Genomic DNA, 20,618 nt, shown 5'->3' with positions numbered 1-20,618 from the left:
TATTTCAAATTATAAATGTAGTTTTTTTCTTAACAAGGTAAAATAATCGTTTTGAAAACAGTTTAATTTAATAATCTTACACTTATAGGGTGATGGTTCAATGACAACATTATCAATAGTTTTTAAATCAATAATCTCTTGACCATCTATAGCTAGATAAACACTATCAAGTTTTTTATCCATTTTTATATTTATAATACTATTTCCTTCCAATACTATACTTCTAATTCCTAGGGAATGGCTACATATTGGAGTTACACATATAACATCCATTGTAGGGTATATTATAGGTCCTCCTGCGGATAAAGAGTATGCTGTGGAACCTGTTGGAGTAGATACAATAACTCCATCTGAAACAAATGTAGTATAGTAGTTATCATTTATATCTATTTTATATTTCACTATTCTACCTGTTACATCTTTGGTTATAACGATATCATTTAATGCAATAAAAGTATTTTCATTATTAGGTATTCTACATTGAATCATTTTTCTTTCTTCAATTTCATATTCCCCTTTTAAAAGGGTTTCTATTGCTAAGTTTAAAAAGGAACTTTCAACCTCTGCTAAAAAACCTAAATGTCCAATGTTAATGCCCAGAACTGGTACATCATACTTACCTAAATGTTTAGAAGCTTTGAGAATCGTCCCATCTCCACCTAATACTATAACTACGTCTAATTCTGAAGTACTTTTCTCTTCTAATCCTATAGAGTCTTTAAATATTTTTATATTTAAGTTTTCAGAGTTATCCTTTAATATTTTTATTAATTTATTTAGTATATTACCTTCAATATCTTTATTTGTATTTACGTTAATACCTATGTTTCTCATAATTTACCTCTAATCTAAATTACTGTGAGACATTTTTACAACTTCATCAATAAACTCTAAAGAAAAATTATCCATGCAATCCTTATCCTTAGTAAAATAAATTAAATACTCTATATTTCCCTCTGGTCCTTTTATAGGTGAATACTGAAGGCCTTTTATTTTTAAATTTAAACTCTTTACAAAGTTAACTATCTTCAGTATTACCTCCTTATGAGTATCTTTTTCTTTTACCACACCTTTTTTCCCAACCTTATCCTTACCTGCTTCAAACTGCGGCTTTATTAAGGCTACCATTTCTCCCTTATCTCCTAAAATATTTATAGCTGGGGGAATTATTTTTTCTAAAGATATGAAAGAAACATCTATACTACCAAAGTCTACTTGTTCTCCTATATTTTCTGGAGTCATATACCTAAAATTTGTTCTTTCCATACAAACAACTCTGTCATCTACCCTTAATTTCCAAGCCAGTTGACCGTATCCTACATCTATAGAGAACACCTTTTTAGCTCCATTTTGCAGCATACAGTCAGTAAATCCTCCAGTAGAAGCACCTATATCCATACATACTTTATTTCCCAAATCTATATCAAAAGAATTTATAGCCTTTTCGAGTTTATACCCTCCTCGACTTACATAAGGCATTTTTTCCCCTTTAAATTCGATTTTCGCATCTTCTTTTATATTTTCCCCACATTTATCAACTCTAATCCCGTCTACAAATATTTCTCCTGCCATAATACTAGCCTTCGCCCTTTCCCTTGAAGAAAATAAGCCTCTTTCCACTAGTATAACGTCTAGCCTATTTTTTTTATCAGCCATGTTTTGCTCCTTTTCTTATAAAATTTTCAATACACTTTCTACAATACCATCTACATCCAGGCCATGAATTTTGAATAATAAATCTACAGAACCATGAGGAACAAATACATCCTTAAAACCTAAATTTATAATCTTATTATTTTTATTTAATTTATTTACAAAACTTAATACGGTGGAACCAAACCCACCATTTAAAATATTATCCTCTAAGGTAATTATTTTTTTATCTTTGTAGCATAAATCTCTTAACAGTTCTTCATCTAATGGTTTCACAAAGGTAGCATTAATTACCCCTACCTTTATTCCTGAATTCAACAATCTTTCTCTAACTAACAAAGCTTGATTTATCATTCTTCCTACCGCAATTATTACTATATCTCCATCATCTTCTAATACTTCCCACTTACCTTTTTTAAAATTTTTTAAATGAGGTAAGTTTATATTATTATCTCCACCTCTTGGATATCTTATAGCAACTGGAGATTTTTCTTTTAGTGCCCATCTTAGCATGTATTCAATCTCACTGACTTTTTTAGGAGCCATAATAGTCATATTAGGCATTTGACACAAATAAGATAAATCAAATACACCTTGATGAGTTTCCCCATCCGCTCCTACCAATCCTGCTCTATCTATAGCAAATATCACGGGTAAATCTTGAATACAAACATCGTGAAGAATTTGATCATATGCTCTTTGCAAAAAAGTTGAATATACAGCAAAAACAGGTTTCAAACCCTGTGATGCCATTCCCGCAGCTAAAGTTACAGCATGCTGTTCTGCTATTCCCACATCAAATAGTCTTTCTTTAAATTTATCTCCAAATTCCTGTAAACCAGTACTATCCTTCATTGCAGCGGTTATAGCCACGACTGTCTCATCTTCTTTTGCAATTTTAACCATAGCGTCACCAAAAGCCTTTGAATAACTTAAAGATTTACCACCATTTGTCTCTCCGTTTTTACAATCAAAGGGACCAACTCCGTGAAATTTTCCTGGATTGCATTCTGCAAAACTATATCCCTTGCCTTTTTTAGTGATTACATGAATTAATACTGGTTCATTAATTTCTCTAGCTTTTTTCAGTGTTCTGCTTAATTCTTTTATATCATGCCCATCTATAGGCCCAAAATATTTTATTCCCATATTCTCAAAGAGCATTCCTGGCACTACCATTTGTTTAATACCATTTTTAACTCTTTCCAAAGTTTTGGCCATACCTTTTCCAACATTAGGTATTTTATTTAATACACTTTCCACATCTTGCTTTAGTCTATTATAACTTGGTTCTACCCTTAATCTCCCTAAATATTCAGATAATCCTCCTACATTCGGGTCTATAGACATCTGATTATCGTTCAATATTATAATCATTTTACTTTTTCTATCTCCAGCATCATTTAAGGCTTCAAGGGCCATTCCCCCAGTAAGAGCTCCATCACCAATAACGGCAACCACTTCAAAATTTTCTTTTTTTAAATCTCTAGCTCTAGCCATTCCGAGAGCTGCTGAAATTGAAGTACTGCTATGGCCAGTTTCAAAGTGGTCATAAGGACTCTCACTTCTCTTAGGAAAACCACTTAATCCACCATATTGTTTTAAAGTTTCAAATTGATTTTTTCTTCCAGTTAATATTTTGTGTACATAACTTTGATGTCCCACATCCCATATTAACTTATCTTTATTAAAATCAAAAACATTGTATAAACTTAGGGTTAATTCTACAACTCCTAAGTTTGAAGCTAAATGTCCACCTGTTTTTGAAACATTCTGTATTAGAAAAGTTCTAATTTCCTTTGAAAATTGTTCTAATTCCTCGAGGGACATTTCTTTAATTTTATTTATATCAATTTTATTTATATCATTAAAATCATCTAATATTTTTCTCATGTTTATCTATCCTTCTTAATTATATCAACTATTTTTGAAACCTTATCTACAATAGCTTCACATTCGTTCATAGCAAAACTTTTTCCTAATGCTTTGCCACCAATAGTAGCAGCTGCTATCAATGCACCAATCAATGCAGAGGTAATGGTCACATTAAGGTTTGAAAAACTTTCGGTTACCTTACCTAGAATTAATACGCCAACAGATCCGCTGACAATACCACATACGTCCCCCACAACATCGTTACAAAAATTAGAAACCTTATCCGCATTTCTAATAAGCTTTACAGCTATCTTAGCCCCTGGAATTTTTTTTGCAGCTTTTGCATGAAAAGGCTTTTCTTCAGCTGCCGTTACAGCTACTCCTATTATATCAAATATTATACCAATAAATATAATAATAATTAATATAATAAAAGCTACTAATATGTTAACATTTCTTAGTAGCACATCGGAAAGAAGATTCGCACTTCCTGATATTAATATTGTCCAAAAAATAATATTCAAAACCCACCTATTGTTTTTATTAGCAATAGAGGATTTTTCATCTTTCTTTTTTTCTTTATTACTTTCTTTATTGTTTTCTTTTTTCGGATAAATATCCAAAATCCTTCCCCCTAAATAATTTAGGGAAAAAGTGGTAGTATATCGAGTAAAACTTGCGGCTTAGGTCCAGTAGGATTTCCCACAGAATAACCAAAACGTCGCCATTTTGACGGTTTCCCTTTAATATTCTGTCTACTTTGTTACCAAAAGTAGGACTGGATTGCCACTTAGTCCGCACTGCAATCCTCAAGATACTTCACCACGGAACAGTCTAGGAGATTTCCTCAACAGTTAGGCGTCCCCCTAGCCTCTTTTGCAACGTAGGTTTCAGCAAGCAAAGCCTTAAAAAACTTCGGCCAAAGTTTAAAGGTGATTTTACCTCTCCCCACACTACTCAAGGCAGGCTACACTGCACATAGCTTTTACACCACAATGCAGGTTTAATCCATTACCGTATAATAGGCGACTAACCTAAAACACAAATAATGGTCTCCACGAAAGTAGGGTCAGTTGTCGCATGCCATTGCGGCCGCCCCATCTTCCTTACTCCCAGCACCAGCCCATAACTGGGCGTCATAAGCCAGCACAAGGAACTTCATCGATATGCCCTTTGACGGATTTTTAGCCCCGCCTTCAAAGGATACTTACCTGACTAGAATACTGCACCACATTCTCCCTTATTTTCTAATGTTATTTATATTAATTTCCTTACTATCAATTTAAAAATTGTCGATATTTCAACATTTTACATTATAAAATTTCTAAAGTCAATGTTCTAATAATCCCTTTTAAGTAAAAATAAAGTTAAATTTTTCAAATTAATTGTATCTGCGTCTATATTACTCAACAACTCTATACACTCTTCTGTTAAGCTATTCATCATATCTTTACATTTATCTAGTCCATAGATTTTTACAAAAGTTGTTTTGTTTTGATCGCTATCTTTATTTACACTCTTTCCTAAAATAGCTGCATTTCCAACTATATCTAAAATATCATCTTTAATTTGAAAAGCCAAGCCTAATTTTTCTCCATATTTCTTCAATATGCTTAATTCTCTTTCTTCTGCTTCACCTAATACTGCCCCAGATAATATTGCCCCTTTTATTAACTCTCCTGTTTTTTTATTATGCATATAGTATAGTTCTTCTTCAGTTACAGTTTCATTAGTAGATAGTATATCTACTACCTGCCCCCCTATCATTCCTTCTATTCCTGATGATTTTCCTATTACGTTTCCTACCTTAAGCCAAGCCTCTCCTTTAGTTAAAGCTTCATTTAATATTATATTAAATGCCTCGTTTAACAAGCCATCTCCAGCTAAAAGAGCCATAGGTTCTCCAAAAACAATATGGTTAGTAGGCTTTCCCCTTCTCAAAGAATCATTATCCATACAAGGTAAATCATCGTGAATTAAAGAATAGGTATGTATCATTTCTAAAGCACAAGCGCAAGGAAGTATCTCTTCATAATTATCTTTATAGAGGGAGTATGTAAGAATCATTAAAATAGGTCTTATTCTTTTCCCTCCAACTTCTAAACTATATCTCATAGATTCGTAAATAGTCTTATTAAATTTTCCTTTATCATTAAAATAATCTAATAGCCATTTATCGATATCTTCCTTTATAATTTCAATATTCATACTAAATATCCTCCGTTTGAAAATCCTTTTCCCCATTTTCTGTTAATATCTTAATTTTGCCTTCAGCTTCATTTAAAACTTTATAGAGCTTATTACAAATATTTATTCCTTCTTCATACCTTTTCATGGACTCATCTAATGATAATTCTTCCTTATCCATGATTTCTACTATTGTTTCTAATTTTTCTAATAGGCTTTCATAACTTTCTAACTTTTTAGCCATATGTCATCATCCTTCTTATTTTTATATTATATTATTTTCACTCTGTAATTTTCCCTTCCATTTTTCATAACTATTGTTATGTTCTTATCGTCATTAATAAGATTTATATCACTTATTGTCTTATTCTCATCATCTTGAATTATAGCATAACCTTTATTTAAGACATTAAGAGGATTATGTGCATTTAGTAATGCATTCATCTTACCTAGAGTCTCTTTTCTTTTCTCTAAATCTAATGTTGCTCTTAAATTTAATCTCTCTATTAATGTCTCTATCTTTTTATATTCATTCACAATAGTTTTTTCTGGACTATTATGTTCTAGAGTTCTTTTTAGTAATTCTACTTTATTGTGCTTATTTTTTATATTATTGATAATATGAGTATTAATATCTTTTATATTATATTCTATTGCATTCTTAAAATCTACAATATTAAATACAGCTATTTCAGCTGCTGCAGATGGAGTTGGTGCTCTTTTATCACTTACAAAGTCAGCTATAGTAAAATCTATTTCGTGGCCTACACCGGTTATTATAGGAACCTTAGATTTACTAATAGCCCTTCCTAATTCTTCATCATTAAAAGCCCATAATTCTTCTATGGAACCTCCCCCTCTAGCAAGTATAATTACATCAATATCTTCCATACTATTAAATTTGTCAATGCCTCTTATTATCTCTTTACTTGCGCCTATGCCTTGAACTGCAGATGGATATATAATTAACTCAATTTTATCATTTCTTCTTTTAGTGACATTAATAATATCCCTAATTGCCGCTCCTGTAGGAGAGGTTACTACTCCAATTTTTTTAGCGTATTTAGGAACTGGTTTTTTATATTTTGTATCAAATAACCCCTCTTTTTCTAACTTGCTTTTCAACTTCTCAAATGCAATGTATAGTTCTCCAAGTCCTTCGCTTTGCATATCTTCACAATAAAGTTGATAAGTACCTTCTTTCGTATAAAGAGATACTCTTCCTTTTACCACAACTTGCATTCCATCTTCAGGTTTAAATTTTAAATTTTGAGCATAGCTTCTAAACATTACGCAATTAATCTTACTTCCCGAATCTTTTAAAGAAAAGTATGCATGACCTGAAGAATGTAGTTTAAAATTTGAAATTTCACCTTTTACTGAAGTATTATTTAAAATAAAATCATTATCTATTACCCTTTTAATATAATTGTTTACATCAGAAACAGACAGGGTTTTAATATTCATTTTCTAATCCCTCACACATGTATTTTTAATAAGCATTATAGGAGTCATAGAGCCTACACCCCCTGGTACAGGTGTTATATGGCTTGCTCTATTAATTGCATTTTCATAATCAACATCTCCCACCATTTTCCCATTAACCACGTTAAAGCCTACATCTATAACTACTGCTCCCTCTTTTATAAAATCCTCTTTTACAAATTTAGGTCTTCCTATGGCAGATATTAGTATATCTGCTTCTCTACATATGTCTTTAACATTTACTGTTTTTGAATGGCATATAGTAACTGTAGCATCTTCATTTACCAATAATTGCGCGATAGATTTTCCAACTATAATACTTCTACCTAAAACCACAGCTCGTTTTCCACTTATATCTATTCCCGTACTTTTAATAAGTTCCATTATTCCTTGAGATGTGCAAGGTACAAAGCATTTTTCTCCCTTATAAAATCTACCTGCATTGATATCTGTAAGTCCATCTACGTCTTTTAAATGATTAATTTTATTAACAATAATCTCCTCGTCTAAATTAGCTGGTAGAGGAAGTTGAATTATTATACCATTAATATTTTTATCCTCATTTAGTCTATGGATAGTTTCTAATATTTCATCTTGTGGAGTGCTTTTATCTATAATTATTTTTCTATATTCAACTCCAATTTCTGTACAAACTTTATTTTGATTATTCATATAAAAAATTGATCCTTTATCATCGCCAATCAATATACTGGCAATACATAGTGGTCTCAATTCTTTTTTTGCCCTTTCCTTCACTAATAATCCTAATCTTTCTTTGTATTCTGCTGCAATTCTTTTCCCATCTATTGGCACTCCCATTTATTTAACACTCCTTATTGTTTTCTTTAGCTATATTATCTAAAACAGCATTTATAAATGCAGATGATTTGTCTTCACCATATTTTTTAGCCAATTCCACTCCTTCATTTATTGAAACTTTAATAGGAATGTCCTCTTCAAATAAAATTTCATAAGTAGATAATCTAAGTATTGCTAAATCCACCTTGGCTAATCTACTTATTTTCCAATTCTTCAAATTGGCTTCTATTTTCTTATCTAGCTCCTCTTTATTTTCTTCTATTCCCTTTAATACTTTAGTTAGATACTTAATGTCTATATCTTCTAAATCCCAATCTTCTGGATCAACCTCTTCTTTTTCTCCAAAAAGATCTATATCCCTTTCTTCCTTTTGGTTAGCATCCTTTAAATCTTGAATTACTTCTAAATATGTTTCTTTTTTAATTATCATTTCAAATAATAATTTCATTGCTAATTCTCTTGTTTTTTTTCTATTCATCCTTTATCCTCCTAGTTAATGCTTAGTTAATCCTTAGTTAATGCTTATAATTAATTATTATCAAACAATTCATAATTATACTAACTTATTATCAATATGGAAACACCCTCTGATATCAGAGGGCGATTCTTATGCATTTTCCAATGCATCTGGTTCTTCATTTTTGGGAATAATAACATTTTGAACATGTATGTTCACCGCTGAAACTGTTAAACCAGTCATTGTCTCTACTGCTTTTTTAACATTTCCTTGAACCTTTAGGGCTGTATCTGGAATTTTCACTCCATATTCTACAACTACATGAAGATCTATAGTAGCACTATTTTCTCCTACCGTAACCTTCACTCCTTTTGAAAGGTTCTTTTTTCCTGTCAATATTTGAGTTATACCTCCTACAGCACCAGCACTCATACCTACAATCCCATCTATTTCTGTAGTAGCTAACCCTGCTATAACTCCAACTACTTCATCTGATATTCTAACTATTCCTAAATCCATTTCTTTTTTTACTGATTCTTCCACACTCTATACCCCCTAGCTTTTTTTCTTTTACCTTAGCAAAAGCTTAATCTTAAGGTATATTATATCAAATAGATATATCTTTTACAATTACTATTGCATTTCTTGAATTTCTACATCTTTAATTTTCGTCTCACTCATAACCACGCTTTGTATTTCCTTTGCTTGCTTGTCGGTAAGTTTTTCTTGGGCTTTTACTATAACAGTAGCTTTGTCATCACTTACTAAGCAAATCACATCTTCATATCCTTTTGCCTGTAAATTAAGTTCTATGTTATTTTGGTGACTTGACGCCATTGACAGTGATGTATATTTTTCAGCTGTCTTGTCTCTTTGCTCTTGTGATATGTTCTTATCTTCCATTATAATCTTTAAATCTTGTAAGGCTTGAGCATTTGTATTATCTCTAGCCATCTTTGCTTCTACAAAGTAATTTGAGTTTACTCCTACCTTATCTTTTTCATTATTTTTTAGCGATATTGCACTTTTCTCTCCAGTTCCTTGTACATACAATGGATTATTAAGTCTCGTAGCCAATAATCCCATACACACTATTAGTGCTGATAAGGTTACGATTATTGCCGCTTGTTTTTTATTCATAATTTATTCCCCCCATCTATCTTTCTACAAAATTATATGCTTTAAATTTAAAATATATACTACTTTTTCATAGGATAAACATTCACCTTGTTATCAGATATATTAAATAAATTTATAACCGCTTTTCTTATCCTATATTCTGTAACTTTATCTTCTGCTCCCTCGGCAACTATTAACACCCCTGTTACCTTAGCTTTATTTTTTTTAACAATCATAGGTTCAGTTTTGTCTCCTTGAGTTGTCATAACTACAGTAGTGCCGCTGTTTTTTTGAGTTGTATTTCTTCTTCCTCCTTCATTGTCTACTTCTTCAGTAGTATTAGTTGAGTCGTTCATATTAATTGCTGGCACATATTCTTCCCCACTAGAAAAATATATCATTACCTCTACTCTTCCTACTCCTTCTGTCTGTTGAAGTATGTTTTTCAGCTCAAATTTAAGTTCTGATTCTGCTTGCTCTCCAGTTGGTTCTTCTATCATTCCATCAGTACTCACTTCCTCCTTATTTTTATCATTTTGAATTAAATTTCCCTTCATAGAGGTAGCTGTTGTCTTGAATAAATTAGCAGTGAGTAATATAAGCACCCCCATAAGAAATACTATTATTAAGTTCATAACATTTTTGTTTACTAAAGGTTTATTTTCCATATTTTTTATCTTTTCCAAGATTTTTTTTAAATTCATAATGTACCTCCCTTTATAACTTATAAACAGTAATTATATTTTCCTCCACTTTTAATTCTTTAGATAAATAAGTTTTAATGTCATCATAAAGCTTGTTTTTTTCTTTCTCCTCTGGTTTTTTCTCACCTACATTTACCTCTACCTTTTGCACTTTTTGAACCTTTCCATCCTTAACACCAACTTTTATATCTTTTATATTAAAACTATTATCCTCATCAATATACTCTACCTGAACCTCTGTTTTAATATTTGAAAGCTTGAACTCATCTTTTAATTTGTCTCCAATAATTTGCTCTACATTCACTTCAAAGTTTGATATTGTATTTTTTAAACTTTCTTCTTTATATTCTTGAATTGAATTAACTTTTTCCTCATCATATATTACTCTAGATATATTTTGGCTATATACGCTTATATCAAAATTTCTATTAAACATTTTAATTATTGGATTTATTAACACTGTCATTAATATTAATCCTAGTACAAATTTAGAATATTTTTTCAAACTATTATCTGGCAAAATCATTTCTACAGCTGTTATAAGTAGTATTAAAGATGCTATGTTTATAATCCACTCTCTTAAAATATCTATCATTTGCCTACCCTCCCATGGCCATCTTACCCGCTGTAGCAATTATAGAGATCATTATAAAGAACATTACCGATACACAAATAAGACAAGAAGTAATTAATATAAGTGAATCCCCTGCAGAAGTTATACTATTAACCAATCTTTTTTCAGCAATAGGTTCAATTAAGGCTGCAGTAATTTTATAAAGTAGAGCTGTCAATGCTATTTTTATTACAGGTAAAATAACTATAAGTATTAATATTATTAGCCCAACACTGCTCAAAGCATTCTTTAAAAGTAACGAATAACCTGCAACGGTGGATACAGCATCAGACAAACATTTCCCTACTATTGGCACAAAATTATCTACTGCATATTTTGCTGTTTTAGCCACTACTTGGTCTAAGGTTTTTGATGATATACCTCTTACACTCATAATTCCAATAAATATGGTCATCAATATTCCTTGACCCCATAAGGCAACTTGATTTAATAATTTTGTTAACTTTTCAATTTTAAATTCTTCTGTTATATTATTTACAAACTGAAGTACAAAAGTAGCTGAAATTAAAGGTATTAATATATTTGAAAATACTCTTGCACTTATATTCACCGCTCCTATTACCACTGGATCCATAACTGTTGCTTCAGCTATTCCGCCTATCCCCATTAGAAGCATTATTAACACAGGAACTAAAGCTAGCATAAAATTCGACATTCTCGTTATTGTTTCTCTTGCCAATTGAACACCTACATAAAAACTTCTAGCCATAATAACAATTAATAATGCATAGCAAGCAAAATAAGCTATATTTGACAACCGTTCATTACTAAAAGCCTTCTCTAAATTCGTTATCAATGCACAAACAATTGAAATTACTATTAAAGTAGACATTAGCTTTAAAGATACTATCATTTCCCTTAATATGTATGTAGTTATTGCCTTAATAAATTTATCAACGGAAAATCCTCCCTCTCCCTTCTTCATATAGTTACTAACAAAGGATTTAGCATCCATATCTTTTAAAAGTTCATGTTCATTTTTCATGTTTGTTATGTAGTCATATAATTGTTCAACCTCACTATTTTTAGTATTTTCTACTGGAGATGCTTGTACAACATAGCCTTTTAAAGAAAAAATGCTTAAAAACACTATTATCATAATCAAGTATCTTTTAAAATATTTTTCCATATCTCTCCCCTACATTATTCTCAAAATTGACTGTAAAACAGCCATTAAAATTGGAATAGCTAAGGTTAAAATTAATATTTTCCCACCAAATTCAACCTTAGAAGCAATACTTCCCTGTCCTGCATCTCTACAGATTTCGCTGCAAAAGGAAGCCAAATATGATATTCCTAGAATTTTAAATACAGTAGTCAAATAAATAAAGTCTATATTCGCCTTCAAAGATAACTGTTGAAGCAAATTAATAATGGCTGTTATTTTATTCATCATGAATAGAAATATAATTATCCCGGCGCATATACTTATCTGTATGGCTAATTCTTCTTTCTTAGCATCCTTTACTACCAGAACAATAAACAGTGCAGAGAAGGCAAAAGCCACTATCTTTACTATTTCCATATTATCCTCCTATAACTGGAACATGGTCTTAACAACGTTAAATAGTTTGCTCACTAGATTAATCACCATCATAAGTATTATTACCAATCCAGCTAAATTTGTTATAACAGCATAATCATCATATCCGCTTGTCTTTAATATTTTATCTAATACTATTACCAACATACTCACTGCACCTATTTTGAAAATCAAATTTACATCTAACATTTATATCCCCCTTTAAATGAATATAATCACTATCATCATACCTATGGAAAAACCTAGAAATCTATACATTTTCACATTTTTTTTCATCAATACTTCTGCTTCCTCTATTTGATTCTTAATGCTGTCCAAAGAAAGAGCAAAGACTTTTTTCTGTCCCTCTATATCTGATTCCCCTAAACTTTTACCTAAGTTAAATAATATATTTGTATCTTCTTTTGTAAGGTTTAATATATTTTTTACTTCTTCATAGGCTTTTTGGAATCCATCATATACACTATTTACCTTATTTAAATACAGCAACCTTGATATAGAGTCAAAAAAATTACTCATTGGATATACACTCTTTTTACTAATATTTAAGAATGCTTCCGGTAAAGGAGTATAGGTGTAAATTATTTCATTTTGCAACTGATAAATACATCTTTGCAGCTCCTTTAATTGATATGCTCTTTTCTTAAAGTTTCCTCCATATAAAAACCCACTCCATGTTGTTGATATTATCACCATCAAACTACCAATTATTTTTAACATATTACCCCCTATAAATATGATTTTTTTGCTTAAAATCATAAATGTAATCTATAGTACCTACGCCCTCTTTATTGCTTAACACAACAGCTCTGCTAAAAATATTGTTTTCCATTATGTTTTTAAATACCTCTCTTGCGTACAAGTCTTCTATGCCATAGCCATGTATAGTAGTAATTATAGAAACTCCAGAGTTCGCCGCTTTAATAATACTCTCCATATCTGGAGTTGTTCCTATTTCATCACATATTATTACTTCCGGAGACATACTTCTTATTAGCATCATAATTCCTTCACTTTTAGGACAGCCATCTAATACATCCGTTCTCAAACCAATCTCTAATTGAGGAATACCATTATAACAAGATGCTAATTCACTTCTTTCATCTACTACACATACTTTTTTACCACTAAAATTTATACTTCTTACTCCATTGGATATATTTCTCCCAAGGTCTCTTAGAAGCGTGGTTTTCCCACACCGTGGAGGAGATATTATTATAGTATTTAATATTTCTTCTCCTTCAATAATGTAATTAAACACCTTATTAGAACAACCTATTATTTCATTACATATTCTAATGTTTAAAGAAGCCACATCTTTTATTGTCTTTACGGTGTTTTTTTCAATTACACAAGTTCCACATATACCAACTCTATGGCCGCCTCTAACGGTTATATAACCTTGTCTTATCTCTTCATCATAGGCATATATAGAATAATTACTAATTCTTTGCAAAATTGCTCTAATATCTTCTAAGGTAGCTATGTAATTTGTAATAATTTCCTGATCTCCTAATTGTAAGATTGTCTTCTTTCCCGCTTTTATTCTTATTTCTTGTAGACCTTTCATCTTTTCTAAATTAACTAAGCTTATTATGCTTTCTGGTAATATATTAATTATTTCTTTAGTGTTTATCATTTTTATCCTCCTTTCTTTCTTATTAAAAGGTATTTTAGATTTAACAAAAATATGACATAGAAAATTAAAAAAATAAAAAATAGCATCCTTTATATGGATGCTATTTTTAAAATAATTATTAACAATCGCAATCTTCCTCATGGCCACAACAGTTTTTGCTTAATAAGATATCTTTGTGACAATTTGGACAAGCTATATTTTCTTTAGATTGTAGTATATTTGAATCAACATATATTGTCTCTCCACAGTTTTCACAGGTCATATCGATAAAGTCATCAATATCTTCATAATCTTCATCGTCGTATAATTCATCTTCTAATGAATTTAAATCCTCATCTAACACATCTATGTATTCTTGCATGTCCTTTTGAGAATCTTTTACTTCTTCCATTTCTTCACCAATTTGTTGAAGAATACCTACCATTTCTTTTATTATTTTTCCTTCTTTACTTCCCTCATCTACACCTAGTCCATCTATCAATCCGTTTAGATATGATACTTTAGAGCTAATTGAACTCATATTTCCACTCCCTTTTATTATAATTAATAACGACATACGAATCGTATGCCGTTACCAAAATACGTTAATTATATTATTGACTAAACTCTCTCCATATATTCACCGACATTTGACTTCAAAACCTTAATTGTATGTATATCATCATATATGTATCACTAACATCTTAACCAATTAAAAGTATACCATCATTACTTATTTTTTACAATAAGCTAATTTTAAATTTAAAATATGACTTAATATAACATGAGTTCTCTAAAGATTTTAGTTGAAGAATCAACCTCAATTTAAAAAATTCCTACATATTATATAACAATTTTTTATAAAACTTTATGAGCAAAGTCCATAATGAGGTGAAACCATGAAAAAGTCTTTTATAAGAATTGAATTATGTGTCCTAGTAGGTGTGATAATGATATTACTTATAAGATAAAAGATTTAGCTTAATGTCAAATTTTACGAATACTTTCTTATAAAGATGTCATAATCAATACTAATGGGGCAATAGTGCAATGTATTTTATTATTGGGCAACGGAGCTAGTAGTATTATATATTGCACTTTTTAATTATAATTTTTACTGTCTTATTTAGTAACATATATATTAATTGTGAATATATTACTAATATAAAACACCTTAAAATTCACTTGATTAAATATTAAGTTTGAAAAAGCATACTAATACAAGTTAAAAAGTATTAGTATGCTTTTTTAAATTGTCTTCGTAGTTAGTATTATTGATAAAATAGATTCTGGATTAATTCCAGGGCCATTCTTTTATCCATATTGCATATAAGAGATTTTAAAGGAAGCCCTCAATAAATAACTTAAAAACACTTTTTATAATTTATTAATACTATTAAAATAAAAATTTAAAAAGATGGATAATGTTAACAAATTGTTAAATTTCCCATATTCTTCCCATTTCTACATTTTTTTTAAAAAATATATTATATAATTAATTTAAATTAAAATTACAATTAATCAAGGGGGAATAAAAAATGAAGAACAAAAAAAATATTTTATCCATTCTATCGGTCTTTATATTGAGTTTTATATTCATGACTGATAGCGTTTTTGCTCAAGAACCTATTCCAAAAGATACTCTTTCTACTCAAACTGTAATAATAAATGAGTACGATGCATTAAAAAAATTAGAATCTCAAGATGAACTTTCCTTAAAAGAAAAAGGACTTTCAACATTGGAAATTCAAAATGTTAAAAACTCTATTTCTTTAATGGCTGAAAATGTAAAGGAAAAATCAAAATTACCAGCTGATGAACTTAAATTAATGGGATATAATGACAAACAAATTAACATAATAAAAAACTTTAAAGGTACTGAAGCTGAATTAAGAGCAGCAAGCGGCGAAGTGATATACACTATAAGCATAAATGGTTACGTGCACAATTCTGCAAAGACTTCAGCTAACCTCCAAGTGAGATGGCAATGGTTATCAACTCCTATACAACAATTCACCGATGCTATAGCTGTAGCATGGAGTAAAGGTTTTAATAGCAACGGAGCAAGAACATATGCTAATTTATACTATAAGGATAACTCTAATGGAACTACAAAAATAATTCGAACTGAAAATGCTACGTTCACAGCAGGTGCTGGCTTTCAAATTAATTTTCCTTTTACAGATGTAGCTAATGCAGGCCCTTATGCCAAGTGTTTAGAAGGCTATGCTTATACAGAAATATATAATGATTCAGACATAAGGACATTTGAAGTAATAACAGAATATGGACATAGTTATGCATTCATTGTTCCTTCAATAGCTATCAAAGGCGCTCCATCTATAACTTTTGGAATTGGAACTAATACTATGGGACAAGCAAAACGTGAAGTTAGAGATGGTGTAGTACTTCCACAAAATTAAGAAATTCAGTAAAGAGTAGATATTTAATATCTACTCTTTACTGAATTTCTTTGTTTTTTATAGCTTTCACAATTATTGATGTACAAACAGCGACAACACTACTTAAATAAAGAACTCCCCATAAGATAAATTCAGTATCACTGCCTGATCTTGTTAAAATTACACTAATAAATAGACCTAGCATAAAAACCATTATTCCTATAAATATTGGTTTAAATTGTTCTTTTATAATTCTCCATCCCTCTTTAAAGGATTCCCATTCATTCATTATTCCTCCCCCCTTCACACTAATTATAACAATATATAGAATAATTTGCAAAGACTTGAAATAACTCATTATTATTTTTACTTTAATTTAATTATATTTTTTCTTTTATTTCAGTAACATACAACATTTAAGAAAGCTATTAAATATATTAGAAAAAAAAATATATACCTTTTTAGTTATATTATTAATTTAATAAGTAAAAAAAGCCATGGGTTAGATTAATTCCTAATTCATGGCTTAATTTCTATTGTAGTTATTAATTTTATGCTACTCTTCTTGTAAACCTTCTGAAACATTCTTCGCTCCACTATATAACCCACTCGCAGTTAATCCTATAATAATACCAGATAAAACAGCAGTTTTAGTATCTTGCGGAAATACATAAACCATTCCAGCAGCTATACCTAGCAGGAGATTTAATACTGGTATAAATTTAGAACTAACGCCAAATCTTTTAAACATTTCTGATAAAGCCATTACTATTCCTGTCATAAATGCTAAATCTGTAAAGTCAAACATCTTTATTTCTCCCTTATATATCCTTCAAATCCTTTTGTTTTTAGTTCTTCCAAAAGATTTTCAGCATATTGTTTATTCTTAAAAGCGCCCACTTGAACCTTATGTAATTTATTATCAGGTGCTTCTTTTTTATTTTTTAATTCTTCAACTTTTGCATTTATAGACTTTAATGTATTTTCATCAGCAATTCCATCTTGTCTTAATAAGGTATGTAGTTGTTGCCAATTTAATATTGCTTTATATGTGCTTTCTCCAAACATTCCATCTGCTTCACCATTAAGTTTATATCCTATTTCAATTAAACTTTGTTGAAGCTCTTTAATTCCATTTCCGGAATCACCTTTTTTATATAGGTATTTCTCTATTAATTGACTTTTAAACCAGTTCCATTTAGTCCAATTGTTAGAGCTAAAAGATTGAGGACAATTCTTTCCACTAGCATCATGATGTCTTACAACCCTATCAATAGGAATATTTAATTCTTTCATTAAATATCTAGTTAGCTCCATCGTATTTTGTATTGTTTCATCAGAAGGCTGATAATTACTTTCTAAACACATTTCTATAGATACACTATTTGCGTTAGTAATTCCGTATTTTCCTCCACCATCTCCAACTGCCCAACTATAATTATTGTGATAATCTATTACCTGTATTATATTATTTGAATCTATAAAGAAGTCTGCACTTGCTCCACGATTACCTCCTGCGAAATAATCTCTATTGTTTTTAGCAGTTGAAACCTCACCTACATCATGTATGCAAATATATCTAATCTTTTCATTTCTTTTAGAGTAATTATAATTTATTAACATCTTTTGAATAGGCAACATAATTCCTCACCTCTTTTATTTATTTAATATTACCTTTATTTCTTGAACATCTTTTTTAACTTCCTCTACAACATTGAATTTATTAGCTAACTCTTTGATTATCTCTTGGTTTTTATCTATTGTATTTTGATATCTTTCTTCTCTTTTCCCACTTTCAACTTGAAGCCTTTCTTCTCTTTGAACGCTTTCATTTCTTACAGACTCAACAAGAGAGTTATAATTCTTCATTACTTGCCAACAAAAGAATCCAAACAGTGCTAATGCAGGACTTATTTTTAAAACTTCTATGAACATATTTTCCATATCATATTAAACCACCTTTCTCACCTCAATCATTTCTATAAAAATAAAAGAGAAGGCGTAATACCTTCCCTCTTGCATTAATAATTTATTTTTATATCTCCATCAAATTTTACATATATCTGCAATAACGTATTACTAGCATACACTACATCGAATGTATCTTCTTTAGCTTGTACCCACTTTCCTTGTCCGTCATATTGCAAATCTAAATTATCTAGTTCTTCTTTATCTGCAAAACTATCTTCACTAAATAAATAAGCAAATCTTATCTTCTTAGTTGAAAGTAATTCATTCCAAAATACATCATTAATTTTATTAAAGATATCTATAGTCATTCCTTTTTCTCTTACTTCTTCTAATTCTAAATTGATATCTACCCATTTTTCGCCTCTAAATGTCTTCCATGTCTTTCCACTATCTACACTACAAACAATTTTCATGTTTTTGCCCGTTGCTACTAGTTTAAAATGATTCATATTCTCTACATTACTTAGATTCATATCACCTTTAGGAATTAATATTCTATCATGCGGAATTGCAGTAACTTTTAAATTCTTTATTACTCCATCTTCTTCTACATCGAATCTCTCAACTTTTTTAAAGTCATTTTTATTGAATGTAACACCATATTCTATTTTATTTCCTAATTCTCTTTTAACTTCAAATTTAAGCAGATGTTCTTTTTTTAAATGTGCCTTACCATCAAAAACCATCATATCATCTTCAATAAAATCATTTGCTTCGCTATTAGTGAATTCATTTTTAGTTACTATAATATTTTGGTCACCAACATCATATTTAAGTAAATTAACTCTAGGTACTTTAAAATCTATGGTATTAATAGGAATGTTTATTACTCGTGGTTTTGAAGGACTTCCAACTATGCCCATCTTATTTATCTGTTTCATCCCTGCTCCAACTATTTCTCCCGCATCTATTCCATCAATCGTCGTAAACTTGCCTGTATCCTCGGAATAGGCTACTAATTGTTTATCCTTTCTATTCACTACATCTACATCTTCTAATTCTTCAAACTTAGTAATTCTTTTATCTACAATTTCTCTATGTATTTTTTCACTAGACCAACCTGTTTTATTTGATATTGTGCTGTCATCTAAAACTATATCCTTATCTAAAGTAACATTAAAAAAATCACTCATTACTCTCCACCCCTATTCATTTATTATAAGTTTAAAATCTCTAACATTAAAACCATGATTATCTGCGTTTTTAGTTATTTTTACAAATATATCTTTACTCTCATTCTTATTTATGCTATCTATTGTTAAATAATCTTCATAATTTTCACCGTCAAAACTAAGTTGTATTAAGTCATTACTAGATGTTTCAGTACCTATTTTAATATTTTTATAGTCCTTATCTCCTATATTCTTAATAGTGATAAGTTCTTCTAAATCTTGTAATAGTGCTGGATTTACATTAGTTATAACATTACCATGGTATATAATTTCAAAATTATAAGGACTTAAAACATAGACATCACCATATTGTAGTTGTAAATATACTGATTTATAAATCTCATTACCTTCTTGGTCTTTAAATATAAAATATCCCTGTACATTGCCATCTATAAATACTCTACATTCTAAATCTGCATTAAAGACTCTAGTTTTTAATAAATTACCTTCTAAATCATGTAATTCTGCTACTGTATTTTTAGGCAAATTCTGAATTGTAACATAAGGATTATCATACACAATATATTTATTTAATATAAAATCCTCTTCACTATACTTCATAAATCCTTGCTTTGTAATGGGTTCATCAAACTTCATGCCCCCTATGTTTTCATAATTAAATCCATCTGAACTACTATAGGCTTGAATATAATTATCTTTTTTTAATATCTTCCAATATTTATTTTGTTTATCTATTTTTTTATCTTTAATACCAAAAGTATAATCATTGTTTCCTAAATACAACATAGAGTAATCATAATCATTCATGCTCTTAAAATTCTCTTTTTCTAGTTCAATCACAAACTCATCATAATTAAATTTTCTTTCAATTTTATTGTTAGAAATTAGTTTTAACTTTCCTGTTTTAATATCTCTTGTAATATTTGTACTACGAGCAAAATCATTAAAAGAGGAGGTTAAGAAAAAATTCTCAACCTCTATTAATCCATCTTTTACTTTTATAAGTTTCATATCTAAT

At 29.8% G+C, this 20,618-nt stretch carries 26 protein-coding genes; 1 reads left to right on the top strand and 25 read right to left on the bottom strand.

From position 1 onward, the window contains the following. Positions 1-9: 9 nt before the first annotated feature. From RYO54_RS00890 to RYO54_RS00800, 19 genes are all read right to left on the bottom strand, one after another. Positions 10-834 carry an NAD(+)/NADH kinase gene (locus tag RYO54_RS00890; protein ID WP_315114622.1) on the bottom strand — a complete coding sequence of 275 codons (825 nt, stop codon included), beginning with the start codon at positions 832-834 and terminating at the stop codon, positions 10-12. A gap of 9 nt (positions 835-843) precedes the next feature. After that, a complete protein-coding gene (locus tag RYO54_RS00885) occupies positions 844-1,656 on the bottom strand; it encodes a TlyA family RNA methyltransferase (protein ID WP_315114621.1) in 813 nt (270 codons plus the stop codon). Between the two features lie 15 nt (positions 1,657-1,671). Further along, positions 1,672-3,546, bottom strand: a complete 1,875-nt coding sequence (gene dxs / locus RYO54_RS00880; RefSeq protein ID WP_315114619.1) for a 1-deoxy-D-xylulose-5-phosphate synthase — start codon at positions 3,544-3,546, stop codon at positions 1,672-1,674. A gap of 2 nt (positions 3,547-3,548) precedes the next feature. Next, positions 3,549-4,145 carry a hypothetical protein gene (locus RYO54_RS00875; protein ID WP_399548902.1) on the bottom strand — a complete coding sequence of 199 codons (597 nt, stop codon included), beginning with the start codon at positions 4,143-4,145 and terminating at the stop codon, positions 3,549-3,551. A 721-nt stretch (positions 4,146-4,866) separates the two neighbouring features. Then, positions 4,867-5,736: a farnesyl diphosphate synthase gene (locus tag RYO54_RS00870; RefSeq protein ID WP_315114615.1), complete on the bottom strand. Its 870-nt coding sequence runs from the start codon at positions 5,734-5,736 to the stop codon at positions 4,867-4,869. Position 5,737: 1 nt separating this feature from the next. Further along, positions 5,738-5,959 carry an exodeoxyribonuclease VII small subunit gene (locus RYO54_RS00865; RefSeq protein WP_315114614.1) on the bottom strand — a complete coding sequence of 74 codons (222 nt, stop codon included), beginning with the start codon at positions 5,957-5,959 and terminating at the stop codon, positions 5,738-5,740. Positions 5,960-5,985: 26 nt separating this feature from the next. Continuing rightward, positions 5,986-7,182, bottom strand: coding sequence for an exodeoxyribonuclease VII large subunit (xseA, locus tag RYO54_RS00860; RefSeq protein ID WP_315114612.1), 1,197 nt, complete (start codon positions 7,180-7,182; stop codon positions 5,986-5,988). 3 nt (positions 7,183-7,185) lie between these two features. Continuing rightward, positions 7,186-8,019 (bottom strand): tetrahydrofolate dehydrogenase/cyclohydrolase catalytic domain-containing protein, encoded by an 834-nt coding sequence (locus RYO54_RS00855; RefSeq protein WP_315114610.1) that lies wholly within the window; start codon positions 8,017-8,019, stop codon positions 7,186-7,188. A 4-nt stretch (positions 8,020-8,023) separates the two neighbouring features. Next, positions 8,024-8,497, bottom strand: a complete 474-nt coding sequence (gene nusB / locus RYO54_RS00850) for a transcription antitermination factor NusB (RefSeq protein ID WP_315114608.1) — start codon at positions 8,495-8,497, stop codon at positions 8,024-8,026. Positions 8,498-8,626: 129 nt separating this feature from the next. Next, positions 8,627-9,019: an Asp23/Gls24 family envelope stress response protein gene (locus tag RYO54_RS00845; protein WP_315114606.1), complete on the bottom strand. Its 393-nt coding sequence runs from the start codon at positions 9,017-9,019 to the stop codon at positions 8,627-8,629. Between the two features lie 90 nt (positions 9,020-9,109). Next, on the bottom strand, positions 9,110-9,616 hold the full coding sequence (locus RYO54_RS00840) for a SpoIIIAH-like family protein (RefSeq protein WP_315114604.1): 507 nt from the start codon (positions 9,614-9,616) through the stop codon (positions 9,110-9,112). Between the two features lie 59 nt (positions 9,617-9,675). Continuing rightward, on the bottom strand, positions 9,676-10,299 hold the full coding sequence (spoIIIAG, locus tag RYO54_RS00835; RefSeq protein ID WP_315114602.1) for a stage III sporulation protein AG: 624 nt from the start codon (positions 10,297-10,299) through the stop codon (positions 9,676-9,678). A gap of 13 nt (positions 10,300-10,312) precedes the next feature. Beyond that, positions 10,313-10,894, bottom strand: coding sequence for a stage III sporulation protein AF (spoIIIAF, locus tag RYO54_RS00830; protein WP_315114600.1), 582 nt, complete (start codon positions 10,892-10,894; stop codon positions 10,313-10,315). Positions 10,895-10,898: 4 nt separating this feature from the next. Continuing rightward, positions 10,899-12,062 carry a stage III sporulation protein AE gene (gene spoIIIAE, locus RYO54_RS00825; RefSeq protein ID WP_315114598.1) on the bottom strand — a complete coding sequence of 388 codons (1,164 nt, stop codon included), beginning with the start codon at positions 12,060-12,062 and terminating at the stop codon, positions 10,899-10,901. A gap of 9 nt (positions 12,063-12,071) precedes the next feature. Next, positions 12,072-12,458: a stage III sporulation protein AD gene (gene spoIIIAD / locus RYO54_RS00820; RefSeq protein WP_315114596.1), complete on the bottom strand. Its 387-nt coding sequence runs from the start codon at positions 12,456-12,458 to the stop codon at positions 12,072-12,074. A gap of 9 nt (positions 12,459-12,467) precedes the next feature. Further along, positions 12,468-12,665 (bottom strand): stage III sporulation protein AC, encoded by a 198-nt coding sequence (gene spoIIIAC / locus RYO54_RS00815; protein WP_315114594.1) that lies wholly within the window; start codon positions 12,663-12,665, stop codon positions 12,468-12,470. A gap of 12 nt (positions 12,666-12,677) precedes the next feature. Beyond that, entirely contained in the window at positions 12,678-13,196 is a 519-nt protein-coding gene (spoIIIAB, locus tag RYO54_RS00810; protein ID WP_315114592.1) for a stage III sporulation protein SpoIIIAB, read from the bottom strand. Position 13,197: 1 nt separating this feature from the next. After that, positions 13,198-14,115 (bottom strand): stage III sporulation protein AA, encoded by a 918-nt coding sequence (spoIIIAA, locus tag RYO54_RS00805; protein WP_315114590.1) that lies wholly within the window; start codon positions 14,113-14,115, stop codon positions 13,198-13,200. A 118-nt stretch (positions 14,116-14,233) separates the two neighbouring features. Then, the gene (locus RYO54_RS00800; RefSeq protein WP_315114588.1) at positions 14,234-14,635 is read right to left on the bottom strand and encodes a CD1247 N-terminal domain-containing protein; all 402 of its coding nucleotides are present in this window, start codon (positions 14,633-14,635) and stop codon (positions 14,234-14,236) included. Positions 14,636-15,632: 997 nt separating this feature from the next. Here RYO54_RS00800 and RYO54_RS00795 point away from each other — a divergent pair. Further along, positions 15,633-16,517: a hypothetical protein gene (locus tag RYO54_RS00795; RefSeq protein WP_315114587.1), complete on the top strand. Its 885-nt coding sequence runs from the start codon at positions 15,633-15,635 to the stop codon at positions 16,515-16,517. Positions 16,518-16,554: 37 nt separating this feature from the next. Here RYO54_RS00795 and RYO54_RS00790 read toward each other — a convergent pair whose 3' ends face one another. The 6 genes from RYO54_RS00790 to RYO54_RS00765 all read right to left on the bottom strand — a co-directional run bounded on the left by RYO54_RS00790 (position 16,555) and on the right by RYO54_RS00765 (position 20,611). Beyond that, positions 16,555-16,785, bottom strand: coding sequence for a hypothetical protein (locus RYO54_RS00790; RefSeq protein WP_315114585.1), 231 nt, complete (start codon positions 16,783-16,785; stop codon positions 16,555-16,557). Positions 16,786-17,052: 267 nt separating this feature from the next. Then, positions 17,053-17,304 (bottom strand): holin, encoded by a 252-nt coding sequence (locus tag RYO54_RS00785; RefSeq protein ID WP_315114582.1) that lies wholly within the window; start codon positions 17,302-17,304, stop codon positions 17,053-17,055. A 2-nt stretch (positions 17,305-17,306) separates the two neighbouring features. After that, positions 17,307-18,137 carry an N-acetylmuramoyl-L-alanine amidase gene (locus RYO54_RS00780; RefSeq protein ID WP_315114580.1) on the bottom strand — a complete coding sequence of 277 codons (831 nt, stop codon included), beginning with the start codon at positions 18,135-18,137 and terminating at the stop codon, positions 17,307-17,309. Positions 18,138-18,152: 15 nt separating this feature from the next. After that, complete coding sequence (locus RYO54_RS00775; RefSeq protein WP_315114578.1) at positions 18,153-18,440, bottom strand: BhlA/UviB family holin-like peptide; 288 nt, start codon at positions 18,438-18,440, stop codon at positions 18,153-18,155. Between the two features lie 77 nt (positions 18,441-18,517). Continuing rightward, positions 18,518-19,600 carry a signal peptidase II gene (locus tag RYO54_RS00770; protein WP_315114577.1) on the bottom strand — a complete coding sequence of 361 codons (1,083 nt, stop codon included), beginning with the start codon at positions 19,598-19,600 and terminating at the stop codon, positions 18,518-18,520. Between the two features lie 12 nt (positions 19,601-19,612). Beyond that, a complete protein-coding gene (locus RYO54_RS00765) occupies positions 19,613-20,611 on the bottom strand; it encodes a hypothetical protein (protein ID WP_315114576.1) in 999 nt (332 codons plus the stop codon). Between the last annotated feature and the right edge of the window lie 7 nt (positions 20,612-20,618).

The organism is uncultured Clostridium sp., from assembly GCF_963515715.1.
Taxonomy (GTDB): domain Bacteria; phylum Bacillota; class Clostridia; order Clostridiales; family Clostridiaceae; genus Clostridium_AW.
Note: the sequence above shows the minus strand (reverse complement) of the source record. Positions and strands in the feature narration are given on the sequence as shown.

Excerpts from the sequence above, each read along its gene's own strand:
- spoIIIAC (WP_315114594.1), bottom strand. The coding sequence starts at position 12,665 with ATGTTAGATGTAAATTTGATTTTCAAAATAGGTGCAGTGAGTATGTTG.
- RYO54_RS00790 (WP_315114585.1), bottom strand. The coding sequence starts at position 16,785 with ATGAATGAATGGGAATCCTTTAAAGAGGGATGGAGAATTATAAAAGAA.
- RYO54_RS00885 (WP_315114621.1), bottom strand. The coding sequence starts at position 1,656 with ATGGCTGATAAAAAAAATAGGCTAGACGTTATACTAGTGGAAAGAGGC.
- RYO54_RS00775 (WP_315114578.1), bottom strand. The coding sequence starts at position 18,440 with ATGGAAAATATGTTCATAGAAGTTTTAAAAATAAGTCCTGCATTAGCA.
- RYO54_RS00785 (WP_315114582.1), bottom strand. The coding sequence starts at position 17,304 with ATGTTTGACTTTACAGATTTAGCATTTATGACAGGAATAGTAATGGCT.
- RYO54_RS00870 (WP_315114615.1), bottom strand. The coding sequence starts at position 5,736 with ATGAATATTGAAATTATAAAGGAAGATATCGATAAATGGCTATTAGAT.
- RYO54_RS00795 (WP_315114587.1), top strand. The coding sequence starts at position 15,633 with ATGAAGAACAAAAAAAATATTTTATCCATTCTATCGGTCTTTATATTG.
- xseA (WP_315114612.1), bottom strand. The coding sequence starts at position 7,182 with ATGAATATTAAAACCCTGTCTGTTTCTGATGTAAACAATTATATTAAA.
- spoIIIAE (WP_315114598.1), bottom strand. The coding sequence starts at position 12,062 with ATGGAAAAATATTTTAAAAGATACTTGATTATGATAATAGTGTTTTTA.
- spoIIIAB (WP_315114592.1), bottom strand. The coding sequence starts at position 13,196 with ATGTTAAAAATAATTGGTAGTTTGATGGTGATAATATCAACAACATGG.
- dxs (WP_315114619.1), bottom strand. The coding sequence starts at position 3,546 with ATGAGAAAAATATTAGATGATTTTAATGATATAAATAAAATTGATATA.
- RYO54_RS00840 (WP_315114604.1), bottom strand. The coding sequence starts at position 9,616 with ATGAATAAAAAACAAGCGGCAATAATCGTAACCTTATCAGCACTAATA.
- RYO54_RS00770 (WP_315114577.1), bottom strand. The coding sequence starts at position 19,600 with ATGAGTGATTTTTTTAATGTTACTTTAGATAAGGATATAGTTTTAGAT.
- RYO54_RS00800 (WP_315114588.1), bottom strand. The coding sequence starts at position 14,635 with ATGAGTTCAATTAGCTCTAAAGTATCATATCTAAACGGATTGATAGAT.
- spoIIIAF (WP_315114600.1), bottom strand. The coding sequence starts at position 10,894 with ATGATAGATATTTTAAGAGAGTGGATTATAAACATAGCATCTTTAATA.
- spoIIIAG (WP_315114602.1), bottom strand. The coding sequence starts at position 10,299 with ATGAATTTAAAAAAAATCTTGGAAAAGATAAAAAATATGGAAAATAAA.
- spoIIIAD (WP_315114596.1), bottom strand. The coding sequence starts at position 12,458 with ATGGAAATAGTAAAGATAGTGGCTTTTGCCTTCTCTGCACTGTTTATT.
- RYO54_RS00765 (WP_315114576.1), bottom strand. The coding sequence starts at position 20,611 with ATGAAACTTATAAAAGTAAAAGATGGATTAATAGAGGTTGAGAATTTT.
- RYO54_RS00865 (WP_315114614.1), bottom strand. The coding sequence starts at position 5,959 with ATGGCTAAAAAGTTAGAAAGTTATGAAAGCCTATTAGAAAAATTAGAA.
- RYO54_RS00780 (WP_315114580.1), bottom strand. The coding sequence starts at position 18,137 with ATGTTGCCTATTCAAAAGATGTTAATAAATTATAATTACTCTAAAAGA.
- nusB (WP_315114608.1), bottom strand. The coding sequence starts at position 8,497 with ATGAATAGAAAAAAAACAAGAGAATTAGCAATGAAATTATTATTTGAA.
- RYO54_RS00855 (WP_315114610.1), bottom strand. The coding sequence starts at position 8,019 with ATGGGAGTGCCAATAGATGGGAAAAGAATTGCAGCAGAATACAAAGAA.
- RYO54_RS00890 (WP_315114622.1), bottom strand. The coding sequence starts at position 834 with ATGAGAAACATAGGTATTAACGTAAATACAAATAAAGATATTGAAGGT.
- spoIIIAA (WP_315114590.1), bottom strand. The coding sequence starts at position 14,115 with ATGATAAACACTAAAGAAATAATTAATATATTACCAGAAAGCATAATA.